At 67.6% G+C, this 25,217-nt stretch carries 25 protein-coding genes and 1 pseudogene; 21 read left to right on the plus strand and 5 right to left on the minus strand.

What is annotated here, in order from left to right; genetic code table 11:
* Positions 1-69: 69 nt before the first annotated feature.
* The 3 genes from ACRDNQ_RS02010 to ACRDNQ_RS02020 all read left to right on the plus strand — a co-directional run bounded on the left by ACRDNQ_RS02010 (position 70) and on the right by ACRDNQ_RS02020 (position 3,161).
* Entirely contained in the window at positions 70-1,098 is a 1,029-nt protein-coding gene (locus tag ACRDNQ_RS02010; RefSeq protein WP_431826953.1) for a LacI family DNA-binding transcriptional regulator, read from the plus strand.
* Between the two features lie 132 nt (positions 1,099-1,230).
* Positions 1,231-1,869, plus strand: coding sequence for a corrinoid protein (locus ACRDNQ_RS02015; protein ID WP_431826954.1), 639 nt, complete (start codon positions 1,231-1,233; stop codon positions 1,867-1,869).
* A gap of 14 nt (positions 1,870-1,883) precedes the next feature.
* Positions 1,884-3,161 (plus strand): uroporphyrinogen decarboxylase family protein, encoded by a 1,278-nt coding sequence (locus ACRDNQ_RS02020; RefSeq protein WP_431826955.1) that lies wholly within the window; start codon positions 1,884-1,886, stop codon positions 3,159-3,161.
* Positions 3,162-3,236: 75 nt separating this feature from the next.
* On the opposite strand, the gene ACRDNQ_RS02025 is transcribed toward ACRDNQ_RS02020, so the two are convergent.
* Positions 3,237-3,644 (minus strand): group III truncated hemoglobin, encoded by a 408-nt coding sequence (locus ACRDNQ_RS02025; RefSeq protein ID WP_431826956.1) that lies wholly within the window; start codon positions 3,642-3,644, stop codon positions 3,237-3,239.
* A 119-nt stretch (positions 3,645-3,763) separates the two neighbouring features.
* On the opposite strand from ACRDNQ_RS02025, the pseudogene ACRDNQ_RS02030 reads away from it, so the two are divergent.
* The 4 genes and pseudogenes from ACRDNQ_RS02030 to ACRDNQ_RS02045 form a co-directional block, all read left to right on the plus strand.
* A pseudogene (locus ACRDNQ_RS02030) lies at positions 3,764-4,162 on the plus strand (Rrf2 family transcriptional regulator); the annotation flags it as partial.
* Positions 4,163-4,229: 67 nt separating this feature from the next.
* Complete coding sequence (locus tag ACRDNQ_RS02035) at positions 4,230-4,463, plus strand: hexameric tyrosine-coordinated heme protein (protein ID WP_431826957.1); 234 nt, start codon at positions 4,230-4,232, stop codon at positions 4,461-4,463.
* Entirely contained in the window at positions 4,460-4,723 is a 264-nt protein-coding gene (locus ACRDNQ_RS02040; RefSeq protein ID WP_431826958.1) for a DUF6522 family protein, read from the plus strand. Before ACRDNQ_RS02035 ends, ACRDNQ_RS02040 begins: the two co-directional genes overlap by 4 nt.
* A 119-nt stretch (positions 4,724-4,842) precedes the next feature.
* Positions 4,843-5,442: a 2-hydroxychromene-2-carboxylate isomerase gene (locus tag ACRDNQ_RS02045; RefSeq protein WP_431826959.1), complete on the plus strand. Its 600-nt coding sequence runs from the start codon at positions 4,843-4,845 to the stop codon at positions 5,440-5,442.
* A 5-nt stretch (positions 5,443-5,447) separates the two neighbouring features.
* On the opposite strand, the gene ACRDNQ_RS02050 is transcribed toward ACRDNQ_RS02045, so the two are convergent.
* Positions 5,448-6,542 carry a tellurite resistance/C4-dicarboxylate transporter family protein gene (locus ACRDNQ_RS02050; protein WP_431826960.1) on the minus strand — a complete coding sequence of 365 codons (1,095 nt, stop codon included), beginning with the start codon at positions 6,540-6,542 and terminating at the stop codon, positions 5,448-5,450.
* Positions 6,535-6,891: a hypothetical protein gene (locus ACRDNQ_RS02055; RefSeq protein ID WP_431826961.1), complete on the minus strand. Its 357-nt coding sequence runs from the start codon at positions 6,889-6,891 to the stop codon at positions 6,535-6,537. The genes ACRDNQ_RS02050 and ACRDNQ_RS02055 overlap by 8 nt, the downstream gene beginning before the upstream one ends.
* A gap of 249 nt (positions 6,892-7,140) precedes the next feature.
* Between ACRDNQ_RS02055 and ACRDNQ_RS02060 the strand changes: the two genes are divergently transcribed.
* The 4 genes from ACRDNQ_RS02060 to ACRDNQ_RS02075 are packed head-to-tail and all read left to right on the plus strand — an operon-like array spanning position 7,141 to position 10,183.
* Entirely contained in the window at positions 7,141-7,617 is a 477-nt protein-coding gene (locus tag ACRDNQ_RS02060) for a hemerythrin domain-containing protein (RefSeq protein WP_431826962.1), read from the plus strand.
* Positions 7,614-8,300 carry a 5-formyltetrahydrofolate cyclo-ligase gene (locus tag ACRDNQ_RS02065; RefSeq protein ID WP_431826963.1) on the plus strand — a complete coding sequence of 229 codons (687 nt, stop codon included), beginning with the start codon at positions 7,614-7,616 and terminating at the stop codon, positions 8,298-8,300. Before ACRDNQ_RS02060 ends, ACRDNQ_RS02065 begins: the two co-directional genes overlap by 4 nt.
* Positions 8,297-9,505, plus strand: a complete 1,209-nt coding sequence (locus ACRDNQ_RS02070; RefSeq protein ID WP_431826964.1) for an NnrS family protein — start codon at positions 8,297-8,299, stop codon at positions 9,503-9,505. The genes ACRDNQ_RS02065 and ACRDNQ_RS02070 overlap by 4 nt, the downstream gene beginning before the upstream one ends.
* Before the next feature lie 9 nt (positions 9,506-9,514).
* Entirely contained in the window at positions 9,515-10,183 is a 669-nt protein-coding gene (locus ACRDNQ_RS02075; protein WP_431826965.1) for an NnrU family protein, read from the plus strand.
* A gap of 113 nt (positions 10,184-10,296) precedes the next feature.
* On the opposite strand, the gene ACRDNQ_RS02080 is transcribed toward ACRDNQ_RS02075, so the two are convergent.
* Complete coding sequence (locus ACRDNQ_RS02080) at positions 10,297-10,614, minus strand: carboxymuconolactone decarboxylase family protein (RefSeq protein ID WP_431826966.1); 318 nt, start codon at positions 10,612-10,614, stop codon at positions 10,297-10,299.
* A gap of 10 nt (positions 10,615-10,624) precedes the next feature.
* Entirely contained in the window at positions 10,625-11,323 is a 699-nt protein-coding gene (locus ACRDNQ_RS02085; RefSeq protein ID WP_431826967.1) for a cyclic nucleotide-binding domain-containing protein, read from the minus strand.
* 251 nt (positions 11,324-11,574) lie between these two features.
* On the opposite strand from ACRDNQ_RS02085, the gene ACRDNQ_RS02090 reads away from it, so the two are divergent.
* From ACRDNQ_RS02090 to ACRDNQ_RS02135, 10 genes are all read left to right on the plus strand, one after another.
* Complete coding sequence (locus tag ACRDNQ_RS02090; RefSeq protein ID WP_431826968.1) at positions 11,575-14,295, plus strand: nitrate/nitrite transporter; 2,721 nt, start codon at positions 11,575-11,577, stop codon at positions 14,293-14,295.
* A gap of 64 nt (positions 14,296-14,359) precedes the next feature.
* Positions 14,360-18,118, plus strand: coding sequence for a nitrate reductase subunit alpha (locus ACRDNQ_RS02095; RefSeq protein WP_431826969.1), 3,759 nt, complete (start codon positions 14,360-14,362; stop codon positions 18,116-18,118).
* Positions 18,115-19,641: a nitrate reductase subunit beta gene (gene narH / locus ACRDNQ_RS02100; protein ID WP_431826970.1), complete on the plus strand. Its 1,527-nt coding sequence runs from the start codon at positions 18,115-18,117 to the stop codon at positions 19,639-19,641. Before ACRDNQ_RS02095 ends, narH begins: the two co-directional genes overlap by 4 nt.
* Before the next feature lie 2 nt (positions 19,642-19,643).
* Positions 19,644-20,363: a nitrate reductase molybdenum cofactor assembly chaperone gene (narJ, locus tag ACRDNQ_RS02105; RefSeq protein WP_431827835.1), complete on the plus strand. Its 720-nt coding sequence runs from the start codon at positions 19,644-19,646 to the stop codon at positions 20,361-20,363.
* Between the two features lies 1 nt (position 20,364).
* Complete coding sequence (narI, locus tag ACRDNQ_RS02110; RefSeq protein ID WP_431826971.1) at positions 20,365-21,150, plus strand: respiratory nitrate reductase subunit gamma; 786 nt, start codon at positions 20,365-20,367, stop codon at positions 21,148-21,150.
* A 5-nt stretch (positions 21,151-21,155) separates the two neighbouring features.
* Positions 21,156-21,950 (plus strand): peptidylprolyl isomerase, encoded by a 795-nt coding sequence (locus ACRDNQ_RS02115; RefSeq protein WP_431826972.1) that lies wholly within the window; start codon positions 21,156-21,158, stop codon positions 21,948-21,950.
* 20 nt (positions 21,951-21,970) lie between these two features.
* On the plus strand, positions 21,971-22,540 hold the full coding sequence (locus tag ACRDNQ_RS02120; RefSeq protein ID WP_431826973.1) for a hemerythrin domain-containing protein: 570 nt from the start codon (positions 21,971-21,973) through the stop codon (positions 22,538-22,540).
* A complete protein-coding gene (locus ACRDNQ_RS02125) occupies positions 22,530-23,147 on the plus strand; it encodes a carbonic anhydrase (protein ID WP_431826974.1) in 618 nt (205 codons plus the stop codon). Before ACRDNQ_RS02120 ends, ACRDNQ_RS02125 begins: the two co-directional genes overlap by 11 nt.
* A complete protein-coding gene (locus ACRDNQ_RS02130) occupies positions 23,144-24,424 on the plus strand; it encodes a molybdopterin molybdotransferase MoeA (protein WP_431826975.1) in 1,281 nt (426 codons plus the stop codon). Before ACRDNQ_RS02125 ends, ACRDNQ_RS02130 begins: the two co-directional genes overlap by 4 nt.
* A 10-nt stretch (positions 24,425-24,434) precedes the next feature.
* Positions 24,435-24,950, plus strand: coding sequence for a DUF2478 domain-containing protein (locus ACRDNQ_RS02135; RefSeq protein WP_431826976.1), 516 nt, complete (start codon positions 24,435-24,437; stop codon positions 24,948-24,950).
* Positions 24,951-25,217 lie beyond the last annotated feature (267 nt).

Here is a 25,217-nt window from a genome sequence, read left to right on the forward strand (position 1 = left end):
AATGGCAGGCTACTTCTTTCCCTGGATGACGTATGCTTTCCCCAGTCCGTGAAAGAATGAAAGTTCGCGATGCCGCGCGTCACCGTCGCCGATGTTGCCGAAGCTGCAGGAGTTGGGTTGTCGACGGTGGACCGGGTGATGAACGGCCGCCGCCCGGTCAAGCCGGAGACTGCGAGGCGCGTGCTCGATGCGGCCGAGCGGATCGGCTTCTATGGCACCGCCGCGATTCGCGAGCGCGTGGTTGCGCGGCCGGAGCACCTCAGTCTCGACTTCGTCCTCCTTCGGCGTGGAACACCCTTCTACCGCAAGGTGGGCGAGGCGCTCGTGGACGCCGCAGGAGCGCGCGGCGACATGCGGATCAGGGCGAACCTGCATTTCCCGGAAGAGCTCACGCCCCGTGCCATCGCCGCCGAACTGCGGGCGCTCGTGGGCCATTCCGACGGGGTCGCGGTGGTGGCCTCGGACCATCCGCTGGTCTCGGACGCGATCGCGGAACTCGCCGCGGCCGGCACGCCCGTCATCGCGCTCGTCACGGACCTCACGGCGCCGCTGCGGCGTGGCTATGTGGGCCATGATTACTGGCGGATCGGGCGCACGGCGGGCTGGATGGTCGGACGGCTGGCGAGGACGCAGGGCAAGGTCGGCCTCGTGATCGGCAGCCACCGCTACCTGTCGCAGGAGGCGATGGAGATCGGTTTCCGGTCCTACTTCCGCGAGAGGTGCCCGGGTTTCGAGATCCTTGAACCGATCGCCAGTCTTGAGGACCCGGGGCTGGGGTGCGAGGCGACACTGGAGCTTCTGGCGCGGCACCCCGACCTGCGCGGGCTCTACGTCGCGGGGGGCGGGGTTGAAGGGGTTTTCGACGCCTTGCGCGACAGCCGCCCTCCGGAGGGCTTCGTCACCGTCTGCATGGCACTGACGGAGGGGAGCGCGGCCGCCCTGCAGGAGGATCTGGTCCAGGTAGTGCTGTCGCATCCGTATCGCGCGTTGGCCGAGGCCGCCGTCGACACGCTCGTCGCCGCCGTCGCGCGGCCCGCGGATCAGGGGCTTCTGCAGGTCCTCCTGCCGTTCGACGTGGTGACGGCCGAGAACCTCTGATCTTTTCCGACTTCCCGCGCGCAACCGCGCGGAATGAGAGTCTCGGACAGAAAATCTCTCCGCATCGTTCGGGAATGGCTCTGCCTGGGCTATCCTGCGCCCGGCGGCAGATCGGTCGGGGAGGGACGCGGAATGGCACTGAATCGGGAACTCTACGACGCGATCATCGACGGGAAGGCCGCCGAGGCGCGCACGCTGGTCGAGGCCGAGATCGGGGCCGGAGCCGATCCGATGGCCCTGATCGCGGAGTCGATGATCCCCGCGATGGACGAGGTGGGCGAACTCTTCCAGGAGGAGCGGTACTTCGTGCCCGAACTGATGATGGCGGGGCGCGCGATGAAGGCCGCGATGGAGCCGCTCCGGCCGCTCATGGCGCGCTCGAACGTCCAGCCGCTCGGGACGGTGGTGGTGGGCGCGGTGAAGGGGGACCTCCACGACATTGGCAAGAACCTCGTGGGCACGATGCTCGAAGGCTCGGGCTTCAGGGTCATCGATCTTGGCACGGACGTTCCGCCGGCGAAGTTCGTGGCCGCGATCCTCGAGCACCGGCCGCAGATCCTGTGCCTGTCGGCGCTTCTCACCGTGACCATGGTGAACATGCGCGCCACGGTCGCCGCAATCGAGGCGGCGGGCCTGAGGGATCAGGTGCGGATCCTCGTGGGGGGAGCGCCGCTCAACGAGAGGTTCGCGCGCGAGATCGGCGCCGACGGTTACGGCGCAACCTCGACGGAGGCTGTGTCGCTGGCGCGCCGCCTCGTCGAAGCCGCCTGAGGGAGGACGCGACTGTGCCATTCGACAAGCCGATGTCGCCCAGCCGCCGCCGCGTGCTCGATGCGCTGAGCCACCGTCAGCCCGACCGCGTGCCAGTGGATTTCGGAGCCTGCGGGGTCACGGGCATGCACGTCTCCTGCGTGGCGGCGCTGCGCGAGCACTACGGTCTCGACCAGCACCCGGTGAAGGTCTGGGAACCCTACCAGATGCTGGGGCTGATCGAGGACGACCTGCGCGACGCCATCGGCGTCGACGTGAAGCCGGTCCACGGCCGCACCACCATGTTCGGCTTCGAGAACCGCGATTGGCGGCCGTGGACCTTCAACGGGCTCGAGGTGCTCGTGCCGGGCGGATTCCAGACAACGCTGGACCCCGATACCGGCAGCACGCTCATCTACCCGCAGGGCGACCGCTCGGCCGAGCCCTCGGGGCGGATGCCCAAGGACGGCTTCTTCTTCGACGGCATCGTGCGGTCGGGACCGGTCGACCTCGATACCGTGGGGCCCGAGGGGAACATGGAGGACGTAGCACTCCTGTCCGACGCCGCGCTCGACGCGATCGAGGAGGACGTGCGCGCGGCGAACGCGGGGGGCGACGCGGTCTTCGCCTCGGTCGTGGATACAGGGCTTGGTGACATCGCGATGGTGCCGGGGATGAAGCTGATCGCGCCCGCAGGCGTGCGCGAGATCGCGGACTGGTACATGCTCACCGCCGCGCGCCCCGACGTGGTCGCGGCGATCTTCGACAACGTGGTCGAAATCGGAATCGAGAACTACCGCCGCCTGCACGCCCGCGTGGGCGACATGATCGACGTGATCTATCTCTGCGGAACAGATTTCGGGACCCAGACGTCGGCCTTCTGTTCGGTCCGCACCTTCGACACCCTCTGGCGGCCTCACTATGCACGGCTCTGCGACTGGGTGCATGCCAACACGGGGTGGAAAACCTTCAAGCATTCGTGCGGATCGGTCGAACGCTTCTACGAGTCGATGATCGAGGCCGGGATCGACATCGTGAACCCGGTGCAGTGTTCGGCCGCGGGCATGGACCCCCGGTTGTTGAAAGAGAAGTACGGCGGTCGGCTCGTCTTCTGGGGCGGGGGGATCGACACGCAGCAGGTCCTGCCCTTCGGCACCCCGGCCGAGGTCCGCGAACAGGTTCTCGAGCGGCTCGATATCTTCTCGGAGGGCGGCGGCTACGTCTTCAACGCAATCCACAACGTACAGGCGCTGACGCCGGTCGAGAACATCGTCGCGATGATCGACGCGGTGCACGAGTTCAACGGGCGCTGACCGCGCGGCGGCGGCGGTGGCGTCCGCCGTCGCAACGGATGGACTGCCGGTTGCGATCGCCGACGCTTTCGCCGGTCAGCGGAGCGAGGGCGCCGCATGTGGGGCGGCCTGCGCTTCCACGACCGCCATGCGGAGAGAACGGGCGATGCGCTCGGCCCGCTCGATGACATGCGCGGCCCCGGCCGGCGTGCAGACCTCGCGGGCCGTCTGCCGGAAGAGATGCAGCCAGAGGTCGAAATGCGCCCCATTGACGGGAAGCGGCGTGTGCGCCGGGACCGGGCGTCCGTGGTAGCGTCCCGTCATCAGCGAAACCGAGGACCAGAAGGCGACCATGCGCTCCAGATGCGGTCCCCAGTCGGTGATGCGGGTCGCGAAGATCGGGCCAAGCACCGGGTCGCGCCGCACCTTGCCGTAGAAGCGGTGCACGAGATTGCGCAGGATGTCTTCATCGAGTCCCGTCTCGCGCATGATGGCGGTGGTCATCTGCGGTCTGGCGGAGCCCTGCGCGGGATCAGCGGACATTGTGGCAGTTCTCCTTTGCCTGTTGATTTCGACGCTATGCCTGCTAATAGGTACTGTAAATACCGATACTGGGATTGCCGATGCGCCTCACCTCCTTCACAGATTACGGGCTGCGCATGCTGATGCGCATGGCCAGCGCGCCGGACCGGGCGTTTTCCACGGCGGATCTGGCGGAGGAATTCGGCCTGTCGCGCAACCATCTGGCCAAGATCATGCAACATCTCGCCCGGGCCGGGCTTGTCGCGACCCGCCGCGGTGGCGGGGGCGGTGCGCTCCTTGCGCGGCGGGCAGCGGACATCCGGCTGGGCGAGGTGGTGCGACTGCTCGAGGACGGCCAGCCGCTTGTGGAATGCCTGGGCGTCGACGGCGGGGCCTGCGTCATCGATGGGCGCTGTCGGCTCAAGGCGCGCCTCAGATCCGCGGAGGCGGCCTTCCTCGCCGACCTCGACCGCTCGACCCTCGCCGACATCGCGCTCGATGCGATGCCGGTGGGACGATCCAGCGACAGCGGACCCGAAACGACCACCCATTCCGGAAGGAAAGCCCATGACGATCTGGCTCCCCACCCTCATGACCGCGACCCCGCAGGACGGCTATGAACTTGCCGTGAAGATGGCGCGGGTCGCCATCAGGATGACCCAGCCCGATGCCGAGGTGCGTGATAGGCTGCGCCCGGTCTATGCCGAGAACGCCGACGCCCTGATTGCGTCGAGCCAGGTGGTGGCGACGCATTTCGCCACGGTCGCGGCGGCCAACGACTACTGGAGGGACAACAGATGACCGCGGTCACGCGCGACGGCGAGACCTTCGTGATAGAGGCCCCGGTTCTGGCGGCTGCGCTGGGGTGGACCGAGGACGAGGTGCGCGCGGGCATGCGTGATGGCACCATTACCTCGCGCTGCGAGACCGGCCTCGACGCGGATGCGGGGCGCTGGCGGCTGACGTTCCATCACGAGGGCCGTGCCTGCCGCTTCGTCGTCGACGCGGTGGGGAATATCCTTGCGCAGGCGCGCTTCCCCGTCCGCACCGCGTCGGGGTGAGGCGGCCTTTCGCGGGCCGATGACGCGCCGTTCCGGTCCTGGACCGGTCAACCCGGGACATTGTCTTCGCGCACACGCATCGGCGCCGGGCGCGCGGCGCATGTCTCGGGAGGGGCGACATGGCACGCATCGACTTCTGGTTCTCCATCGGCAGCACCTACAGCTACCTGTCGGTCATGCGGCTCGGACAAGTGGCCGCCGAGACCGGCATCGACTTCGTCTGGCGGCCGTTCAACGTGCGCGCGATTATGGTCGCGCAGAACAACATCCCCTTCGCGAACAAGCCGGTGAAGACGGCCTACATGTGGCGCGACATCGCGCGCCGCGCCGGGAAATACGGGCTCGCGCCGCGCCTGCCTGCGCCCTATCCCATCGCCGACCTGCCGCTTGCCAACCAGGTGGCGCTGATCGGCATGCGCGAAGGCTGGGGGTCCGCCTACGTGAGGGAGACCTACCGGCTCTGGTTCGAGGAAGGCGAGGTCGCCGGGGCTGAGCCGAACCTGTCCCGCGCGATCGCGGCAGCCGGGCAGGAGCCTGAGGGCGTGCTCGCCCGGGCCGCGGGCGAGGAGGCTGTGGCCGCGCTCGCGCAGGAGACGGAGCGGGCCATGGCGCTCGGCATCTTCGGCTCGCCGAGTTTCGTCGTCGACGGCGAGGTGTTCTGGGGCGACGACCGGCTCGACGACGCGATCTCCTGGGCGCGGGACGGCAGGGTCCGGTAGGCTCCTCAGCGGGGCACCGGCGGACCGCGCAACGCCCCCGTCACCCGCCGCAAGAGCCCCGCCATCCCCAGCGTCCAGGCCGTGAGCGCGACATAGACCAGCACCTCGGGAATGGGGTCGAGGAAGCCGTAACCCATGGCGCGGTCGAACTGGTAGGTGCTTGTCGTGTACATGCCGAGCGGGAAGACCATGCCCCAGATAGCGGGCTCGTAGGTGAAGCGGTCGCGCATCCAGAGATAGCGCCAGAGCATCAGCAGGAACAGGAACGGGATCCACCAGCTGGCCACCGCCCAGAAGAAGAACGTGAAGCCGCGCAGGAACGGGAGGAGCGGCCCGAGGAGCGGCCAGGTCTCGCCGCGCAGGATCAGGATGGACCCCGCGAGCGCCGTGATCGCCACCGCCCCCATGTTGATCCAGTAGGGCGGGCTGAAGTCCTCGCGGCTCATCGGGACGAAGGTAAGGCGGTAGAAGATCAGCGGGATGATCGCGAGATAGAGCATGCAGCCGATCAGGAACATCGCGATCACCTGGAACTGGATGACCTCGGGCGGTGATGCGGCCACGTCGATGACGCCCCTGAGCACGACCACCGACTGGGTCGAGACCGCCGCGATCAGCCAGGCGCCATTGATCCCCCGCTTGAGCGTCGGCTTTCGCGCGCGCACCGTCACGGCGGTGAAGAAGGTGTACATGATCGCGAACCACAGGATCAGCCCGAGCCACCACAGTGCTGTGCCGACGTCGCGGGCGCCGAGGACGACCACGTTTTGGGTGCCGAGAACGCAGGTGCCCGCCACGATGGTGAAGAAGCCCGGCGCGCGCTGGTGGTCCGACAGGTCGCGGACGAGCTCGGCCCGGAAGCGCATCGCGCGCAGGATCGTGAGCGCCCAGAGGGTCGGCCAGGCGATCCAGTTGACCCCGATGAGCGCGAGGGCGATGGGGCGCAGCCCCATAAAGTGACAGGCGATGGATACGACGCCCGTGGCCATGACAAGCGCGAAGTAGCCGGGGAAGAGAGAGATCGCGCCATTCTCGGCCGCCCTTCGGATGCGGTTGACCGGGCCGCGCCCGGTCAGGGATGCCTCGCGACCATTATCCACGCGCATATCTCAGCCCCAGTTCGATCTGGAGGAAAAGGAGAACGAGCGCGCTGTTGAACGCCCAGGCGACCGTCAGCCAGCGCGAGAGGTTCCCCCAGAACGCGGCGGCATGGGCCGCCGAGCGCCAGATCGCGACCACGATCCAGACCGTGTAGGCGGCCGAGAACAGGATGAGCGCCTGCTGGAACGCAAGCTCCCCGAGGTCGAGAGCGGTCGCGTGAAGGACCGCGATTACGAGGCTCACGGCCACGCCATGGACCCAGAACACCCGGCCCAGCGGCACCTCGCCCCTCCACGCCCGGCGCTCGGGGATGATGAGGCGACCGAGACTGTCGGCGATGCGGCTCACTGCGTCCGCGCCTCCCCTTGCGGCGGCCCGCATCGGGCCGCGGTCCGTATGGCAAAGCCGCTCTCCGGCAAGGCCCAGCCGGCAATCCGGTGCGCCTGCGGTCCGTGCCGCGAGGTGCAGGACCCGATCGGGGTGGAGAAGGTGAGGCGCGCGGTCGCAGTCATGAGTTGGTATTTGAAATACTTATTAGACCAATGTTATGCGCCGATCAACCGGTTCGTCCCAACGCCCGCCAGAAGGAAGCTCTCAATGACCGAGCCCGCCGCACCGCAGGAGACCGAGGCGCTCATCGCGCATATCCTCGAGCGCTATCACGCCGTCCACCGCGCGGAGCTTCCCGAACTCGTCGCGCTGGCCCGCAAGGTGGAGAGCGTCCATGCCGAGGACCCGGAGGTGCCGTCGGGGATTGCCGAGGCCCTGGCATATCTCCAGCATGCGATTGAGGATCACATGGCCAAGGAGGAGATGATCCTCTTCCCGGCGATGCGCGCGGGCGGCGGGCAGGGGATCGAGAGCCCGATCGCGGTGATGCGCGCCGATCACGACGACCATGCCGAGGAGGTGGCGCTGATCCGGGAACTCACGCTCGACTTCACGCCGCCCGACCATGCCTGCGGCTCGTGGCGCAGGCTCTACGCCGGGACGGCCAAGCTCTTCGACGACCTCGAAGCCCATATCGCGCTCGAGAACCAGGTGCTCTTCCCGCGCTTCGAGCCCGCCGCATGAGCGGGAGCGGGACATATGCCTCGCCGCCCTGCATGGCGGCCGAGGTCGATCCCGCCTATTTCGACCCGCAGGGCGTCGATCCCGCGCAGGTGCGCGACGTCGCGCGCTGGCGCCGTGCGGAGCGCATTCGGCTGGCCGCGCTCAGGGAGGAGCTGGGCCAGTCCGGGCGGGCGCAGGTGAGCGCGGCCATCGCCACGCATCTCGGGACGTTCCTCGCGGCGCATGGCGCGCGGGCGGGCGCCATGGTGGCGGGCTACTGGCCGATCCGGGGCGAACCCGACCTGCGCCCGCTTCTTGCCCGGCTGCACGAGATGGACGTCAGGGTCGCGCTTCCGGTCGTCGAGACGCGGGCCGCGCCGCTCGTCTTCCGCCGCTGGACTCCCCGCATGCGGATTGCGCGCGGCCACTGGAACATCCCCGTCCCGCCGGCAGAGGCGGAGGCTCTCGTGCCGGACATCTTGATCGCGCCCTGCCTCGGCTGGGACGGGGCGTGCTTCCGGCTGGGCTGGGGCGGGGGCTATTTCGACCGGACGCTCGCGGCGCTCTCGCCGCGGCCCTTCGCCATCGGCATCGCGCTCGCCGCCGCGCGGCTTCCCACGATCTACCCGCAACCCCATGACGTGCCGATGGACGCCATCGTCACCGAAGAGGGGCGCGCGGCCGAAAGGACCAACACAGCATGACCGCGACCACCGCCGACCGGATGCGCGCCTGGACCGGGCCCGTAATCCTCACCTACGGCTTCCGGCCCTTCTTCCTCGGCGCGGCGCTCTGGGCGGGGCTCGCTATGGCGCTCTGGGTACCCATGCTCACCGGCCTCATCGTCCTGCCGACCGCCTTCGATCCCGTGAGCTGGCACGCGCACGAGTTCCTCTTCGGCTATCTCGGCGCGGTCGTCGCGGGCTTCCTGCTGACGGCCGTGCCGAACTGGACGGGGCGGCTGCCGATCGTGGGCTGGCCGCTCGGCGCGCTCGCGGCGCTCTGGCTTGCCGGACGGCTCGCGGTGGCGGCGTCCGCGGCGCTGCCCGCGGGCCTCGTCGCCGCGATCGACCTCGCCTTTCCGGTCGCGCTCGCCGCCGCCATCGGGCGCGAGATCGTGGCGGGCCGGAACTGGCGCAACCTGATCGTGCTCGGCCTGCTCGCGGTCTTCGCGGCGGGCAACCTCCTCTTCCACTGGGAGGCCGCGCGCGGCGACTACGCGGCGCAGGGCTACGGCTTCCGGCTGGCGCTCGGCGCGGGGCTCATGATGATCGCCGTCATCGGCGGGAGGATCGTCCCGTCCTTCACCCGGAACTGGCTCGCGAAGCGCGGCCCCGGGCGGTTGCCGGTCCCGCCGATGCAGCGGTTCGACCAGGTGGCGCTCCTCGTGCTCCTCGCCGCGCTCCTCCTCTGGGTGGCGCTGCCTTTCGACCTCGCCACGGGCGCCGCGCTGATCCTCGCGGGTGCGCTGCATCTCGTGCGGCTCGCCCGCTGGGCCGGGCACCGGACGCTGGCCGAGCCGCTCGTCGCGGTCCTCCACGCGGGCTACCTCTTCCTGACCCTTGGCGCGCTGGCGCTCGGGGCGGAGATCGTGGCGCCCGGCCTCCTCGGCGCGACCGCGGCACAGCACCTCTGGATGGGCGGCGCCATCGGCCTGATGACGCTCGCGGTGATGACGCGGGCGACGCTCGGCCACACCGGACAGGCGCTCGCGGCGGGCCTGGGGACGGTCGCGATCTACGCGGCGCTCGTCGCGGCGGTCCTCGCGCGGGTCGCGGCGGGCGTCTGGCCGGAGGAGGCGGGGCTCCTCCATGCGGCGGCGGGCCTCCTGTGGATCGGCGCCTTCGGCGGCTTCGCCCTCGTCTACGGCCGCCTCCTCCTGCGGCTTCCCCCCGCGAAGGCGCGCTGAGGCGAAGGCATGGGCTGGACGGAATACGCGGCGGCCTTCGCGGCCTTCTTCCTGACGCACGCGCTGCCGATCCGGCCGCCGCTCCGGCCCTGGCTCGTGGCGCGTCTTGGGCCGCAGGGTTTCGGTCTGGCCTATTCGGCGCTGTCGCTCGCCGTGCTCGCCTGGCTCATCGGAGCGGCGGGCCGCGCGCCCTTCGTGCCGCTCTGGCCCTGGGCGTCCTGGCAACTCCACGTGCCTCTCGCCGCCATGCTGCCCGTTTGCCTGATCCTTGCCATGGCCATCGGCCGACCGAATCCCTTCTCCTTCGGAGGCGCGCGGAACGAGGCGTTCGATCCCGCCCGCCCGGGGGTCGTCCGGCTGACCCGGCACCCGCTGCTCCTTGCGCTCGCGATTTGGGCCACCGCCCATGTCGTGCCGAACGGAGACCTCGCCCATGTGCTGCTGTTCGGAACCTTCGCGGTCTTCGCGGTCCTTGGCGGACGGCTGGTCGACCGGCGGAAGCGCCGCGAGATGGGGGCGGACTGGGCGCGTCTCGACGCCGCGCGCAAGGCGGCCCCGCTTCCTCCGCCGCCGCGCTCGTGGCCAGCCTTCGGGCTGCGCCTCGCGCTCGGTGCCGAGCTCTACTTCGGGCTTCTGTGGCTCCACCCCTGGCTCTTCGGGGTCAGCCCCCTGCCGTGATGGGAGGGGCGTTCCCGCGGCGAAAAACCTTCGCCCAAGGCGAGCCGCAGGCCGCTACTGCGCGCGGGGCGATGCGGCCCATGCCGGATCACGTCGCCCGCACCCGGATGCGATCAGCGCTTCGCGTCCTCGTCCTCGATCCATGTCTTGGCTGCGACGGCGCGCGGCAGACCCAGCGGGCCGATCGCCAGAAGCGCCACCTGGACCAGCGCCGCCTCGTCGATGCCTTGCGCACGGGCGCGTCGGCTGTGGGAGTGGACGGCGCCCTCGGATCCCGCGCCGATGGCGAGGGCGAGTTTGACGAGGCGGCGCTCGCGCTCCGTCATGGTTCCGGCCTCGGCGCAGGCCTTGCCGAGAGCAGCATAGGCTTTCCACACGTCGGGATGTTCAGTGGCGAGATCCCCAGCGGCGCCGGGCAGGGATGCGGACATCTGGAACTCCTCAGGTTCGATGGTCGTCGATGAGCGGCGACGGTTGGGCGAAGCGCTCAAGCTCGGCCTGATCCCGGATGAAGATCCGGGCGCCGTTGATCTCGATACCGTAGGGTTCGATGCTTCTGAAGGCCCGGCTGAGGTTTTCGGGCGTCATGCCGAGAAACGACGCGATGCGCTTCTTGTCATAAGGAAGGTCGAAGGCTGCCGCGCCGCTCTGGCGCTTCTGTTCCCGCAGAAGGTAATTCGCGAGCCGTTCGAGCGAGGTGCGGAGCTTGAGATCCTTCGTCGTCTTGACGACCGACCGGTAGCACTGGGCGAGTTCGGCCACGATGGCGCGCGCGAATTGTCCATCGCGGTCGAAGGCGGCGCGGACGTCCTGACTGGGAATGAGCGCGATCCGGCTCCGTTCCAGCGTTCTGGCAGACATGAGGTAGGGCGCGTCGCGGATCGTGGCGGCAAGGATGAAGGTCGCGACCGGCCGGACCGTGGCCATGCTGGTCTCGCGGCCACTCCAGCCTGAGTAGAGCTCCACTGCACCCTCGATGACGACATGGAGAAAGTCCGCCGGCTCGCCTTCGGCGATGAGGTCGATCTGCGCGGGGAAGTTCTGCACATAGGATCCGCGCATCAGTGCATCGAAATTGCTCGCGTCCATCTCGCGGAACAGCGGCAGTTCACGAACGTTGTTCAGGTGCGAATCCGGCATCTTGTGTCCAGGGCGAAAGCCTCGGGGCAGTTTTCCGCTTGATTGATAATTGTCAAGATTAGAATTGACGCACCGCTCCCCAGAACATGATGCGGCCTGCAGCGCAACATGACAGAATTCGCTAAGCGATTTATTTCGCACGCAATTTTGCGAAACCTGATCCAGATCAACAAATCTCTGGGCACCGGGCGGCAGGTCTGGCGGCGAACCCTCGCGGGCTTCGTCACGTCATTCCTGCAGGAGACCCTGCCATGCAATCCGTCGCCACCGCCTCACGCGCCGATCAGAACCGCGCGCTCGGGCTGAGCACTGTCGCCTTCACTGCCTGCTTCGCTGTGTGGACGATCTTCTCAATCATCGGCGTTGCCATCAAGGACGAGCTCGGCCTCAACGACACCCAGTTCGGGCTCCTTGTCGCGACGCCGATCCTGACCGGGTCGCTTACGCGCATCTTCCTCGGCGTCTGGACCGAGAAATACGGCGGGCGGCTGGTCTTCTCGGCACAGATGCTTCTCGCGGCGCTCGCCACATGGGCGCTGACGCTCGCGGACACCTACCCGATGTACCTCCTCGCGGCGCTCGGCGTGGGCCTTGCCGGCGGGTCGTTCATCATCGGCGTGGCCTATGTCAGCCGCTGGTACGACGCCGGCCACCAGGGCACGGCGCTCGGCATCTTCGGTGCGGGGAACGTCGGCGCGGCCATCACCAAGTTCGTGGCGCCCTTCGTTATGGTCGCCTATGGCTGGCAGGGCGTGGCGAACGTCTGGGCCGCAGGCCTCGCGATCATGGCGGTCGTGTTCTTCCTCTTCGCCAAGGACGATCCGCAACTGGTCGAGCGCCGTCGGACCGGCGTTCGCGCGCCCTCCTTCGCCGAGCAGTTCGCGCCGCTGAAGAACCTCCAGGTATGGCGCTTCTCGCTCTACTACTTCTTCGTCTTCGGGGCGTTCGTCGCGCTCGCGCTCTGGCTGCCGCATTACCTGATCGACGTCTACGGCGTCGACGTGAAGACGGCGGGCATGGCGGCGGCTTCCTTCAGCCTTTCGGCCTCGCTGTTCCGAGCCTATGGCGGGCATCTCAGCGACAAGTTCGGCGCCCGGGCGGTCATGTACTGGACCTTCGGTTTCAGCCTCGTCTTCCTCTTCATGCTGTCCTACCCGCCGACCGACTACGTCATCCAAGGCAAGGACGGCGCCATCGCCTTCTCGACCTCGATGGGGCTCTGGCCCTTCGTCATCCTGCTCTTCGCGCTCGGCTTCTTCATGAGCCTCGGCAAGGCCGCGGTCTTCAAGCACATCCCGGTCTACTACCCGAACCACGTGGGTGCGGTCGGCGGCCTCGTCGGCATGATCGGGGGCCTCGGCGGCTTCGTCCTACCCATCGCCTTCGGCGCGCTTCTCGACCTCACGGGCATCTACACCTCCTGCTTCGCGCTCCTCTTCGTGCTCGTCGGCATCGCGCTGTCCTGGATGCACCTCTCGATCCGGGCGATGGAGCGGAAGGCGCGCGGGGCGGAACTCGACCAGCTCCCGGCGCTGCCGGAGATGGAAGAGATCCACGTCCCTGGCCGGACCGAGATGCCGCGCGTGCTCGAGGACTGGCACCCCGAGGATCCGGTGTTCTGGGCCGAGACGGGCCGGCGCATCGCGCGCCGGAACCTGTGGATCTCGATCCCGGCGCTGCTTCTGGCCTTCTCGGTCTGGATGGTCTGGTCGATGGTCGTGGCCCGGCTCCCCGCCATCGGCTTCGCCTTCACGTCCGAACAGCTCTTCTGGCTCGCGGCGCTCCCGGCGCTCTCGGGTGCGACGCTCCGCATCTTCTACGGCTTCATGGTGCCGATCTTCGGCGGACGGCTCTGGACGACGCTCTCGACCGCGTCGCTCCTCCTGCCCGCCATTGGGATCGGCTACGCGGTGCAGAACCCCGAGACGCCCTACATCATCTTCCTGTCGCTGGCGCTTCTCTGCGGGCTCGGCGGGGCCAACTTCGCCTCGTCGATGGCCAACATCGGCTACTTCTTCCCGAAGGCCGAGAAGGGCAACGCGCTCGCGCTCAACGCCGGTCTCGGCAACCTCGGGGTCAGCGTCATGCAGTTCCTCGTGCCCATCGTCATCACGGCGGGCGTCTTCGGAGCCATGGGCGGCGCGCCGCAGGAATTGTCCGACGGCGGCCAGCTCTGGATGCAGAACGCGGGCTTCGTTTGGGTGCCCTTCATCATCGCGGCGACAGTCGCGGCCTGGGTCGGCATGAATGACATCGCCGATGCGAAGGCCTCCTTCGCCCAGCAGGCGGTGATCTTCGGACGCACTCACAACTGGCTGATGTGCGTGCTCTACATCGGCACCTTCGGTAGCTTCATCGGCTACTCGGCCGGCTTCCCGTTGCTCACGAAGATCGCCTTCCCCGAGGTGAACGCGCTCCAGTACGTCTTCCTCGGGCCACTCGTGGGCGCGCTGTCGCGAGCCGGCACGGGCTGGGTCAGCGACCGTTGGGGCGGGGGGCGCGTGACCTTCTGGGTCTTCGCGGGCATGATCCTCGCGGTCTTCGGGGTGATCACGGCGCTCCAGGCGGGGTCGTTCATCGGGTTCTTCGCGGGCTTCATGGCGCTCTTCGCACTGACCGGCGTAGGCAACGCCTCGACCTTCCAGATGATCCCCGCGATCATGGGCCGCGAAGTGCCGCGCCTCATGCCCAACCTCGGGCCGGTCGAGCGGGCACGCCAGATCGCCATGGAATCGGGCGGGATCGTCGCCTTCACTTCGGCCATCGGCGCCTATGGCGGGTTCTTCATCCCCAAGGCCTACGGCACGTCGATCGCGATGACCGGCAGCCCGGTGGGCGCGCTCTGGCTATTCCTCGGCTTCTACGTGCTCTGCCTTGCCATCACCTGGGCGGCCTACACACGGCGGGGCGGGCTTCTCCACGACATCGAGCATGGACGGAGCGCCACAGCCGCCGCCCAGCCTGCCGAATGACCGACACGCAGCTTCGGGGCGGCCCTGACGCCGCCCGGACACCGATACCCGAAAGGACAGCCAGATGAGCCATCTGCTCGACAAACTGAACTTCTTCCAGAGCAAGGAACTGGAGCAATTCTCGGACGGTTGGGGTCAGACCACCCGAGAGAACCGCGACTGGGAGGACACCTACCGGAACCGCTGGCGGCACGACAAGATCGTGCGCTCGACCCACGGGGTGAACTGCACCGGTTCGTGTTCCTGGAAGATCTACGTCAAGTCCGGCATCGTCACCTGGGAAACCCAGCAGACCGATTATCCGCGCACCCGTGCGGGCCTGCCTAACCATGAACCCCGCGGCTGCGCGCGGGGTGCGTCCTACAGCTGGTATCTCTATTCCGCGAACCGGGTGAAGAACCCGCTGATCCGCGGCGCCCTGATGCGCGCCTGGCGCAAGATGCGCGAGACGCTGACGCCGGTCGCCGCCTGGGCCGCGATCCAGAACGATCCGGTCCTGCGCGCCTCCTACACCAAGACCCGCGGCAAGGGCGGGTTCGTGCGCGCCACCTGGGACGAGGCGACCGAGATCGTCGCCGCCGCCAACGCCTACACCGCCAAGACCCATGGCCCCGACCGGGTGTTCGGCTTCTCGCCCATCCCGGCCATGTCGATGGTGAGCTACGCCGCAGGCTCGCGCTACCTTTCGCTTCTGGGCGGCACCTGCATGTCCTTCTACGACTGGTATTGCGACCTGCCGCCGGCCAGCCCGCAGACCTGGGGCGAACAGACCGACGTGCCGGAATCGGCCGACTGGTACAATGCGGGCTTCCTGATGCTGTGGGGCTCGAACGTGCCGCAGACGCGCACGCCGGACGCCCATTTCTACACCGAGGTCCGTTATCGCGGCACCAAGTCCGCCGTCGTCAGCCCCGACTATTCGGAAGCCGCCAAGTTCGGCGACATCTGGCTGAACCCGCAGGCCGGCACCGATGCGGCGCTGGCGATGGCCATGGGCCATGTGATCCTGCGCGAATTCCACCTCGACCGGCAGGCCGAGTATTTCGAGGACTACGCCCGCAAGTACACCGACATGCCGATGCTCGTCCGGCTGGAGGATCGCGACGGCCACCTCGTCCCGGGCCGGATGCTGCGGGCCGACGACTTCGACGGGAAGCTGGGCGAGACCAACAACCCCGACTGGAAGACCGTGGCCTATGACGAGGCCTCAGGCCAGATCGTGGCCCCCAACGGCTCCATCGGGTTCCGCTGGGGCGAGGAAGGCAGGTGGAACCTCGAAGAGCGCGCCAAGGGCGCCGAGGCCCGGCTGCGGCTCAGCCAGATCCTGGACGGCGATCACGATGAGGTCGTCGGCGTCGACTTCCCCTACTTCGGCGGCGTCGCCACGGGCGATTTCGTCAAGTGCGATCATCCCGAGGTCCTGACCCGCAACATCCCCGCCCGCCGCGTCATGCTGGCCGATGGCTCCAGCGCGCTGGTGGCGACGGTGTTCGACCTGTTCTGCGCCAACTACGGGCTCGACCGCGGCCTTGGCGGCAAATGGGTGTCGAAGGATTTCGACGACGACAGCCCCTATACCCCCGCCTGGGCCGAGAAGATCACCGGCGTGGATCGCGAAAAGATCATCGCCGTGGCGCGCGAATTCGCGGGCAACGCCGAAAAGACCCGTGGCAAGTCCATGGTCATCCTCGGGGCCGGTCTGAACCACTGGTACCACATGGACATGAACTACCGCGGCATCATCAACATGCTGGTGATGTGCGGCTGCATCGGGCAGGAGGGCGGCGGCTGGTCGCACTACGTCGGGCAGGAGAAGCTGCGCCCGCAGACCGGCTGGGCGCCCCTGGCCTTCGCGCTCGACTGGAACCGCCCGCCGCGGCACATGAACTCGACCTCGTGCTGGTACGCCCACACCGACCAGTGGCGCTACGAGACCCTGCGCGCGGGCGAGATCCTGTCGCCCACCGCGCCCGAGGGCGACTGGGACATCAGCCTCATCGACTACAACATCCGCGCCGAGCGCATGGGCTGGCTGCCGTCCGCCCCGCAGCTCAAGACCAACCCGCTCGAGGTGTCCAAGGCCGCGAAGAAGGCCGGGAAGGAGATCAGGGACTACGTCGCCGCGCAGCTGACGTCCGGCGATCTGGAAATGTCCTGCCAGGACCCGGACGCGCCGGAAAACTGGCCGCGCAACCTTTTCGTGTGGCGCTCGAACCTGCTGGGGTCGAGCGGCAAGGGGCATGAATACTTCCTCAAGCACCTCTTGGGCACCGATCACGGCGTCATGGGCAAGGACCTGGGCGAGGAAGGCGGCGTGATGCCGAAGGAGGCCGTCTGGCATGACGAGGCGCCGAAAGGCAAGCTCGACCTGCTGGTGACCATCGACTTCCGGATGTCCACCACCTGCGTCTACTCCGACATCGTGCTGCCGACCGCCAGCTGGTACGAAAAGGACGACCTCAACACCTCCGACATGCACCCGTTCATCCACCCGCTGCAGGCGGCGGTGGACCCGGCCTATGAGTCCAAGTCCGACTGGGAGATTTTCAAGTCGATCGCGGCCAAGTTCTCGGAAGTGGCCCCCGAGGTGCTGGGGGTCGAGACCGATATCGTCCAGCTTCCGCTCCTCCACGACACCCCCGGCGAACTGGCGCAAGCGCATGTGAGGGACTGGAAGAAGGGCGAATGCGACCTGATCCCGGGCAAGACCGCGCCCAACTACATCGCGGTGGAGCGGGACTACCCGAACCTCTACAGGAAGTTCACCTCGGTCGGGCCGCTTCTCGAGAAGCTCGGCAACGGCGGCAAGGGGATCAACTGGGACACCAAGACCGAGGTCAGGCATCTGCGCGACCTGAACGGCGTGGTGCAGGATGAGGGCGTCTCGAAGGGTCACGCGAAGCTGGAAACCGCCATCGACGCGGCCGAGATGATCCTGATGCTGGCCCCCGAAACCAACGGCGAAGTGGCCGTGAAGGCTTGGGAGGAACTGGAAAAGCCCACCGGCCGGCACCATGCCCACCTGGCCGAGGGCGCACACCACACGAAAATCCGCTTCCGCGATATCGCGGCGCAACCGCGCAAGATCATCTCGTCGCCCACATGGTCGGGCATCGAAAGCGAGGAGGTGTGCTACAACGCCGGCTACACCAACGTCCACGAACTGATCCCGTGGCGGACGCTCACCGGCCGGCAACAGCTCTACCAGGATCACCTGTGGATGCGCGCCTTCGGCGAGGGCTTCGTCAGCTACCGCCCGCCGGTGGACCTCAAGACCATCACGAGGGCCGTCAACAACGACGCGGCCGAGGGCAGCCCGCACGTGGTGCTGAACTTCATCACGCCCCACCAGAAATGGGGCATTCACAGCACCTACACCGACAACCTCCTGATGCTGACGCTGAACCGGGGCGGACCGGTGGTCTGGATGTCCGAGGTGGACGCGGCAAAGGCGGGCCTTGTCGATAACGACTGGGTGGAAGCCTACAACATCAACGGCGCGCTGACGGCGCGGGTGGTGGTGTCCCAGCGGATCAAGCAGGGCACGCTGTTCATGTACCACGCGCAGGAAAAGATCGTGAACACGCCCGGTTCGGAAAAGACCGGCCATCGCGGCGGCATCCACAACTCGGTCACGCGCGCGACCCTGAAACCCACGCACATGATCGGCGGCTACGCCCAGCTGTCCTACGGCTTCAACTACTACGGCACCGTGGGCAGCAACCGCGACGAGTTCGTGATCGTGCGGAAAATGAAGAAGATCGACTGGCTCGACAAACCCGCAAGCCGGTCCGCAACCCCGAGAGTGGAGGCAGCGGAATGAAAGTTCGTGCGCAAATCGGCAAGGTCCTGAACCTCGACAAATGCATCGGGTGCCACACCTGTTCCGTCACCTGCAAGAACGTGTGGACGACGCGCGAAGGCGTCGAATACGCCTGGTTCAACAACGTCGAGACCAAGCCGGGCACCGGCTATCCGACGGACTGGGAAAACCAGAAGCGCTGGAACGGAGGCTGGACACGGTCGGCCAGCGGGAAGCTGCATCCCAAGCAGGGGTCGAAATGGCGGATATTGGCGAATATCTTCGCCAACCCCTCGATGCCTGAAATCGACGATTACTATGAACCCTTCGATTTCGACTACGACCACCTGAAATCCGCGCCCGACATGGATCATTTCCCCACCGCGCGCCCCCGGTCCAAGATCACCGGCGAGCGGATGGAGAAGATCGAGAAGGGCCCGAACTGGGAGGAAATCCTCGGCGGGGAATTCTCGAAACGCTCGGCCGACTACAACTTCGAGAACATCCAGAAGCAGATCTATGGAGAGTATGAGAATACCTTCATGATGTATCTGCCGCGCCTGTGCGAGCATTGCCTCAACCCGACCTGTTCCGCCTCCTGCCCCTCGGGCGCGATCTACAAGCGCGAGGAGGACGGCATCGTCCTGATCGACCAGGAGAAATGCCGCGGCTGGCGGATGTGCATCTCGGGCTGTCCCTACAAGAAGGTCTATTACAACTGGGAATCTGGCAAATCCGAGAAATGCACCTTCTGCTATCCGCGTATTGAATCCGGCCAGCCGACGGTCTGTTCGGAAACCTGCGTGGGCCGCATCCGCTATCTGGGCGTGATACTCTATGACGCCGACAAGATCGAGGCGGCCGCCAGCAGCGAGCGGGAAACCGACCTTTACGGTGCGCAGCTCGATGTGTTTCTCGACCCCAACGACCCGGAGGTGATCGCCGCCGCCCGCCGCGACGGCGTGCCCGAGGACTGGATCGAATCCGCCAAGGTCAGCCCGATCTGGAAGATGGCGATGGAGTGGAAGGTCGCCTTCCCGCTGCATCCCGAATACCGGACGCTGCCGATGGTCTGGTACATCCCGCCGCTGTCGCCGATCCAGAACGCCGCCCAGGCCGGACAGATCGCGATGAGCGACCAGATGCCCGACGTGCGCAGCTTGCGCATCCCGGTCAAGTACCTCGCCAACATGCTCACGGCGGGCGACGAGGAGCCCATCGTGCACGCGCTGGAGCGTATGTCGGCCATGCGGCTCTACATGCGGGCGCTCACCGTGGACGGCGTGCGCGACGAAGGCATCGCCGCCCGCGTCGGCATGTCGGGCCGGATGATCGAGGACATGTACAAGATCATGGCTATCGCCGACTACGAGGACCGCTTCGCGATCCCCACGGCGCACCGCGAACAGAACGAGGACGGTGCCGACATCCGCGGCGGCTGCGGGTTCACCGACGGCAACGGCTGCTCCACCGGCGAGACGGCCAAGACCAGCCTGTTCGGCGGCAAGAAGAAGTCCTTCGCCCTTCCGCTGGAGTCGTTCTGATGATGGACCGCACACTCAAGGCGCTGTCGCTGACGCTCAGCTATCCGAACGCGGAGCTTCAGGACGCCATGCCCGAGATCGGGGCCGTTCTTGGCGCCGATCGGCGCCTCACCGCCGATACGCGGGCCGCGTTGGTGCTGCTGACCGAAGGGCTTGGGCAGGGCGACCTGTTCGACGTCCAGGAAAGCTATGTGATGCTCTTCGACCGCTCGCGCACCCTGTCGCTCAACCTGTTCGAGCATGTCCATGGCGAAAGCCGGGATCGGGGCGGCGCAATGGTCAGCCTGATCGAGACCTATAGGGAGGGCGGGTTCGAGCCCGCCACCTCGGAACTGCCGGACCACCTGCCGGTGCTGCTGGAATTCCTGTCGACGCGCCCCACACGCGACGTGCAGGAAACCTTGGCGGACGCGGCCCATATCTTCGACGCGCTTGCAGCCCGTCTGGTGCGGCGCGAGAGCGGATATGACGCCGCGTTCGCCGCTTTGTCCCAGCTTGCCGGCATACAGGCCGATGCGGGCACCGTGGCCGGGATGCTGGCCCAGCCCGACGACGACCCCACAGACCTGACCGCATTGGACGCGGTCTGGGAGGAGACCGAGGTCACCTTCGGCCCCGACCCGAACGCGGGCTGTCCGCAGGTCCGCGACATGTTGGCCGCGATGGACGCACCATCTCGCAAGGCAACACCCGCCGCCCCCACCCTGAACAGGAGCGCATGACATGTTCGGCAATTTCGATATAAACTTCATGCTGTTCGGCGTCATGCCCTATGTCGCGCTGACGGTGTTCCTCGTGGGATCCATCGCCCGCTACGAGCGCGACCCGTTCACATGGAAAAGCTCGTCCAGCCAGCTCTTGCGCCGCAAGCAGCTCATGTGGGGGTCGATCCTGTTCCATGTCGGCATCCTCACGGTGTTCTTCGGCCACCTCGTCGGGCTGTTCACCCCGATCTGGGTGCTGGATGCCATCGGCATTCCCTACGGGCTGAAGCAGTGGATGGCGGTCCTGATCGGCGGGCCGGCGGGCATTGCCGCGCTAATCGGGTCGACGATGCTGATCCATCGTCGATTGGTCGATCCACGCATCCGCGTGACATCGACCTTTCCCGACATCCTGATCATGGTGCTGATCTGGCTCCAGCTGGCCATCGGCCTGCTGACGATCACCCAGACCCTTCAGCACATGGACGGGTCGGAAATGGTCCGCTTCATGACCTGGTCGCAAAGCGTCGTGACATGGAACATCAACGCCTGGGTCACGGTGGTCGACGTGCATTGGCTCTACAAGACGCACATCTTCCTCGGGTTGCTCATCACGATCCTGTTCCCCTTCACGCGGCTCGTGCACATCTGGTCCGGTTTTGCAGCCCCCTTCCGGTATCTGCTGACGCGGCCGGGCTACCAGATCGTCCGCTCGCGCCGGACCCGTCCGCTCGAAGAGCGCCGTCGCGCCTTCGACAAGCTGCAGGCCAAGCGCGGCCCCGCAACCACCACACCGGCGGAGTGAGCAACATGAACCTGGCCCTGTTTCCCGATGTCGTCGTGAGCGGCGAAACCATTCCCTCGGCGGCGATCGCCGCCGAGGCGCAGAACCACACCGCGCCCAGGGACAAGCCCGGCATCGCCTGGCGCAAGGCGGCGCAGGCGCTCACGATCCGGGCCCTGCTCCTACAGGAGGCCAACGCGCGCGGGCTGAAGCCGGACCCGCTCGAACTGGCCCCGGGTCGGTTCGAGACGGAAGATGAGGCCCTGATCCGCGCCCTTCTCGACGAGGCGCTGACCATTGCGCCCGTGACGGAGGACGCGGTCCGCACCGAATGGGCGCGTGACCCCGATCGATACCGGTCCGCGCCGCTGTGGGATGTCTCGCACATCCTGTGTGCCTGCGACCCGCGCGACGAGGCCGAGCGCGGGCTGGCGGAGGCGCGGGCCACGGCCCTGCTGGCGCGGCTGGACGGCGATGCGAAAGGCTTCGCCGCAGCGGCCCGGGAAAGCGATTGCGGGTCCAAGGCGTCCGACGGCCATCTGGGCCAGCTTGGTCCGGGTGATACCGTGCCCGAGTTCGAAGCGGCGGTGCGCACCTTGCCGGAAGGGGGGATCAGTCCCGCGCCGGTCCTGTCGCGGCACGGATGGCACATCATACGCCTGAACGCTACCGCGCCGGGGCAGGTGCTGCCCTACGACACCGTCCGCCCCAAGATCGTGCAGGCGCTGGAAAAGGCGGCCTGGGCGCGGGCGTCGCGGGACTTCGTGGAGGGCTTGGCGCAAGGGGCGCAGATTTCCGGCGCAAGTCTTGCGCCGATCTGAACCGCACGAAAGAGCGTGTCATGAAACCGTCAGATCCAGTGCTGCGTGGGAGCGGTGACAGGCCGACGAGCCAGAGCCTGCTCGCCGATCCTCTGGATTTCATCAGCGAGGACCACCTGCGCGAGCGCCAGATCTGCGCGGTGATCGACGGGCTGGCGATGGCGGCCTCCCTCGACACTCGGGCGGTGCTGACGGTGCTGCGCTTTCTGAACGAGGAGCTGAACGTCCATCTGCGCGACGAGGCAGAGGATCTGTTCCCGCTTCTTGCTCGGCGCTGCACGCAAGAGGATGCGATCGAGGGCGCGATCGCCCGGATCAGGGCCGATCAGGACGAGGCGATGCGTCTGCTGCCCGAGGTGCGTGCGATGCTGGCCGGTTGCCTCGATAGCGGGGACGGCCTCACCGCCGAGGAGCGCGCAGTGCTGTCCAGGTTTGCAGGGCACGTGCGCCGCCACTTGGTTGCCGAGAACGCAATTCTCCTGCCGATCGCCCGCGCCCGGCTGACCAGGGCTGATCTGCGGACCCTGTCGAAACACATGCGGTTCCGTCGTGGACTGCCTGATCTTGCGGAGACGCCCAATGCTCAATGATCTACTGGCACGCAACCTCGCGTGGTCGGAACAACGTCAGGCGCAGGAGCCGGACTACTTCACCCGGCTTGCCGCGCTTCAGGCGCCCGAGTTCTTCTGGATCGGCTGTTCGGACAGCCGGGTTCCGGCCAACGTGGTCGCGGGGCTCGATCCGGGCGAGGTGTTCGTCCACCGCAATGTGGCCAACGTCGTTCACTCCACGGACATGAACCTCCTCTCGGCGCTCGAATTCGCGGTGGAGGCGCTCAGGGTGCGCGAGATCATCGTCTGCGGGCACTACGGCTGCGGCGGGGTGAAGGCCGCGACCGAGGACATGCCGCATGGCCTCGCCGACCATTGGCTGGAGCCCATCCGCCGCATCGCGCGGGCCTACGCGGTCGATCTGGCGCAAGAGCCCGACATGGAGGCGCGCCGCGACAGGCTCGCCGAACTCAATGTCGTCGAAGGGGTGAGGCGCGTCTGCGAAACGCCCATCCTGCAGAATGCCTGGCGGCGGCGCGCGGATATCCGCGTCCACGGGCTGATCTACGGGCTGAAGGACGGACGGCTGCGCGATCTCGATTGCAGCATCGGGCCGGGACATTTCGAGAAGGAGGCCGCGGAATGACGATCCTTGACCCGATCGTTCGGCAGGGATGCGGGTGCGATGCGCCAGACGAGGTGGCCCCGCTCATCTCGATCGACGAGGCGCTGCGCCTGATCGGGGAGGCCGTGGCTCCAGTCCCGGAGACCGAGCGCCTCGCGCTCGATGCCGCCGGTGGCCGCGTCCTCGCCGCGCCCGTGCGGGCAACGGCGGCCTGCCCGCCCTTCGACAATGCCGCGCTGGACGGCTACGCCTTGGCGACCGCGTACCTCGAGGGCGAGGGGCCGTGGAGTCTTCCGGTCGCGACCCGCATCCCGGCCGGCCGGTCCTCCGGGCTGCGGATCGACGGGCGCGTGGCGGCGCGGATCTTCACCGGCGCGCCGATCCCGCCGGGTGCCGATGCCGTCGTGCGGCAGGAAGACGTTGAGCGCGACGGGGCAGGGGTTCGGATCGCGCGTCTTCCCGAGGCCGGCCTGAACATCCGCCGGGCCGGAAGCGACATGGCGGCGGGGCAGGCGATCCTCGCGGCCGGCACGACACTCGGGCCGCGGCAGGTCGCGGCCGCTGCGGCCGCCGGGGCCGGGGAGGTCTGCGTCAGCCGGCGACTTCGGGTGGCCCTTCTCGTCACCGGTGACGAGGTGCGCGATGCCGGCGCCGCGCGGCGGGACGGACAGATCTGGGACGTCAACACCCCGATGCTGCGGGCTCTCCTCGCCGGCCCCGGGTTCGACCTCGCCCGAGTGGAGCACGGCGCCGACCGGCGACCCGAACTCAAACGACAACTGGAGACGCTGTCGCATGATGTCGACCTCGTGGTCACGACGGGCGGGATATCGGTCGGGGAAGAGGATCACGTGAAGCCGGCGCTGGCCTCGCTGGACGCAGCCTTCGTCTTCTCCGGCGTCGCGATCAAGCCCGGCAAGCCCGTGTCCTTCGGGCGGCGCGGCGGTACCTTCTGGCTCGGGCTTCCCGGCAATCCGCTCTCAGCCTTCGTTTGTTGGCAGGTCTTCGGCCGGGCCATCCTGCGCGGGCTTGCGGGCGCGACCATGGAGGCGCCGCGCCGGCGTCATGTCGTGCTCGGCCGCGCCATCCGCAGGAAACCGGGACGATGCGAGCTCCGGCCCGCCACCCTTGCCGGCTTCGACCCCGCCGGCCGCGAAGTCGCCGCGTTCGAGGACGCGGTTCATTCGGACCGGGTCGTGGGTGTGGCGAAGGCCGACGGGCTCGTCTTCCTGCCCGGCGACTGCGAGTACCTGCCGGGCGGGGCGCTCGTCGAATTCCAACCCTTCTGCGACAGCTGAGGACCGGACAATGAACATCGCATATACGATGGCGCAGGGGCGGGGCGACACCGACCTGCTCCTGCAGCGCCTCGCCCGCGAGCTTTCCGCGCGCGGTGTCAGATGTAGCGGAACGGTGCAGATCAACACGGAGCCCGACGACTGCGTCGGCCCCTGCGACATGGACGTCCTTGTCCTTCCCGACGGGCCGATCCTGCGGATCAGCCAGGATCTCGGTCCTTCGGCGCGCGGCTGCCGCCTCGATCCGGCGGCTCTCGAACAGGCCGTCGCGCAGGTGGGGGCGCGGCTCAGGGAAGGCGCCGACATCCTGATCGTGAACAAGTTCGGCAAGCACGAGGCCGAGGGGCGCGGGTTCCGGGAGGTCATCGCCGAGGCCCTGTCGATGGACCTTCCCGTGATCGTGGGGCTGAATGCCATGAACCGGCCGGCCTTCGAGAGTTTCGCCTCCGGTCTGGCTGTCGAGTTGCCTGCCGAACTTGAGGCCCTCCTGAGGTGGGTGGAGGAGGTGGCGGGCGTCCGGGTCTGAACGACGAGGTCGCGAAGGCGAGCCAAGGCCCTTCCTGCGGCGAGAGGCGCTCTCGTGCGATCTTCCGGTGATCGCGGGCCACAACAACCTGAGCGGCCGGTTCTCGGCAACTTTGCCGGCGACAGCGGAATGGTCTTTGGAGGCCCTGCGGCGCCGCCCACGCTCGACGCATTGCTGGCTCGATCTTGCTTGCGGTACAAGACGCACGAGCCGCCTCCGATGCCATTTCCTGCCTTTGCGGAGGAAGGCGAACGTCGATGAGCGCGC

Source organism: Saliniferula longa, assembly GCF_050789285.1.
Lineage (GTDB): Bacteria > Pseudomonadota > Alphaproteobacteria > Rhodobacterales > Rhodobacteraceae > CAVPWP01.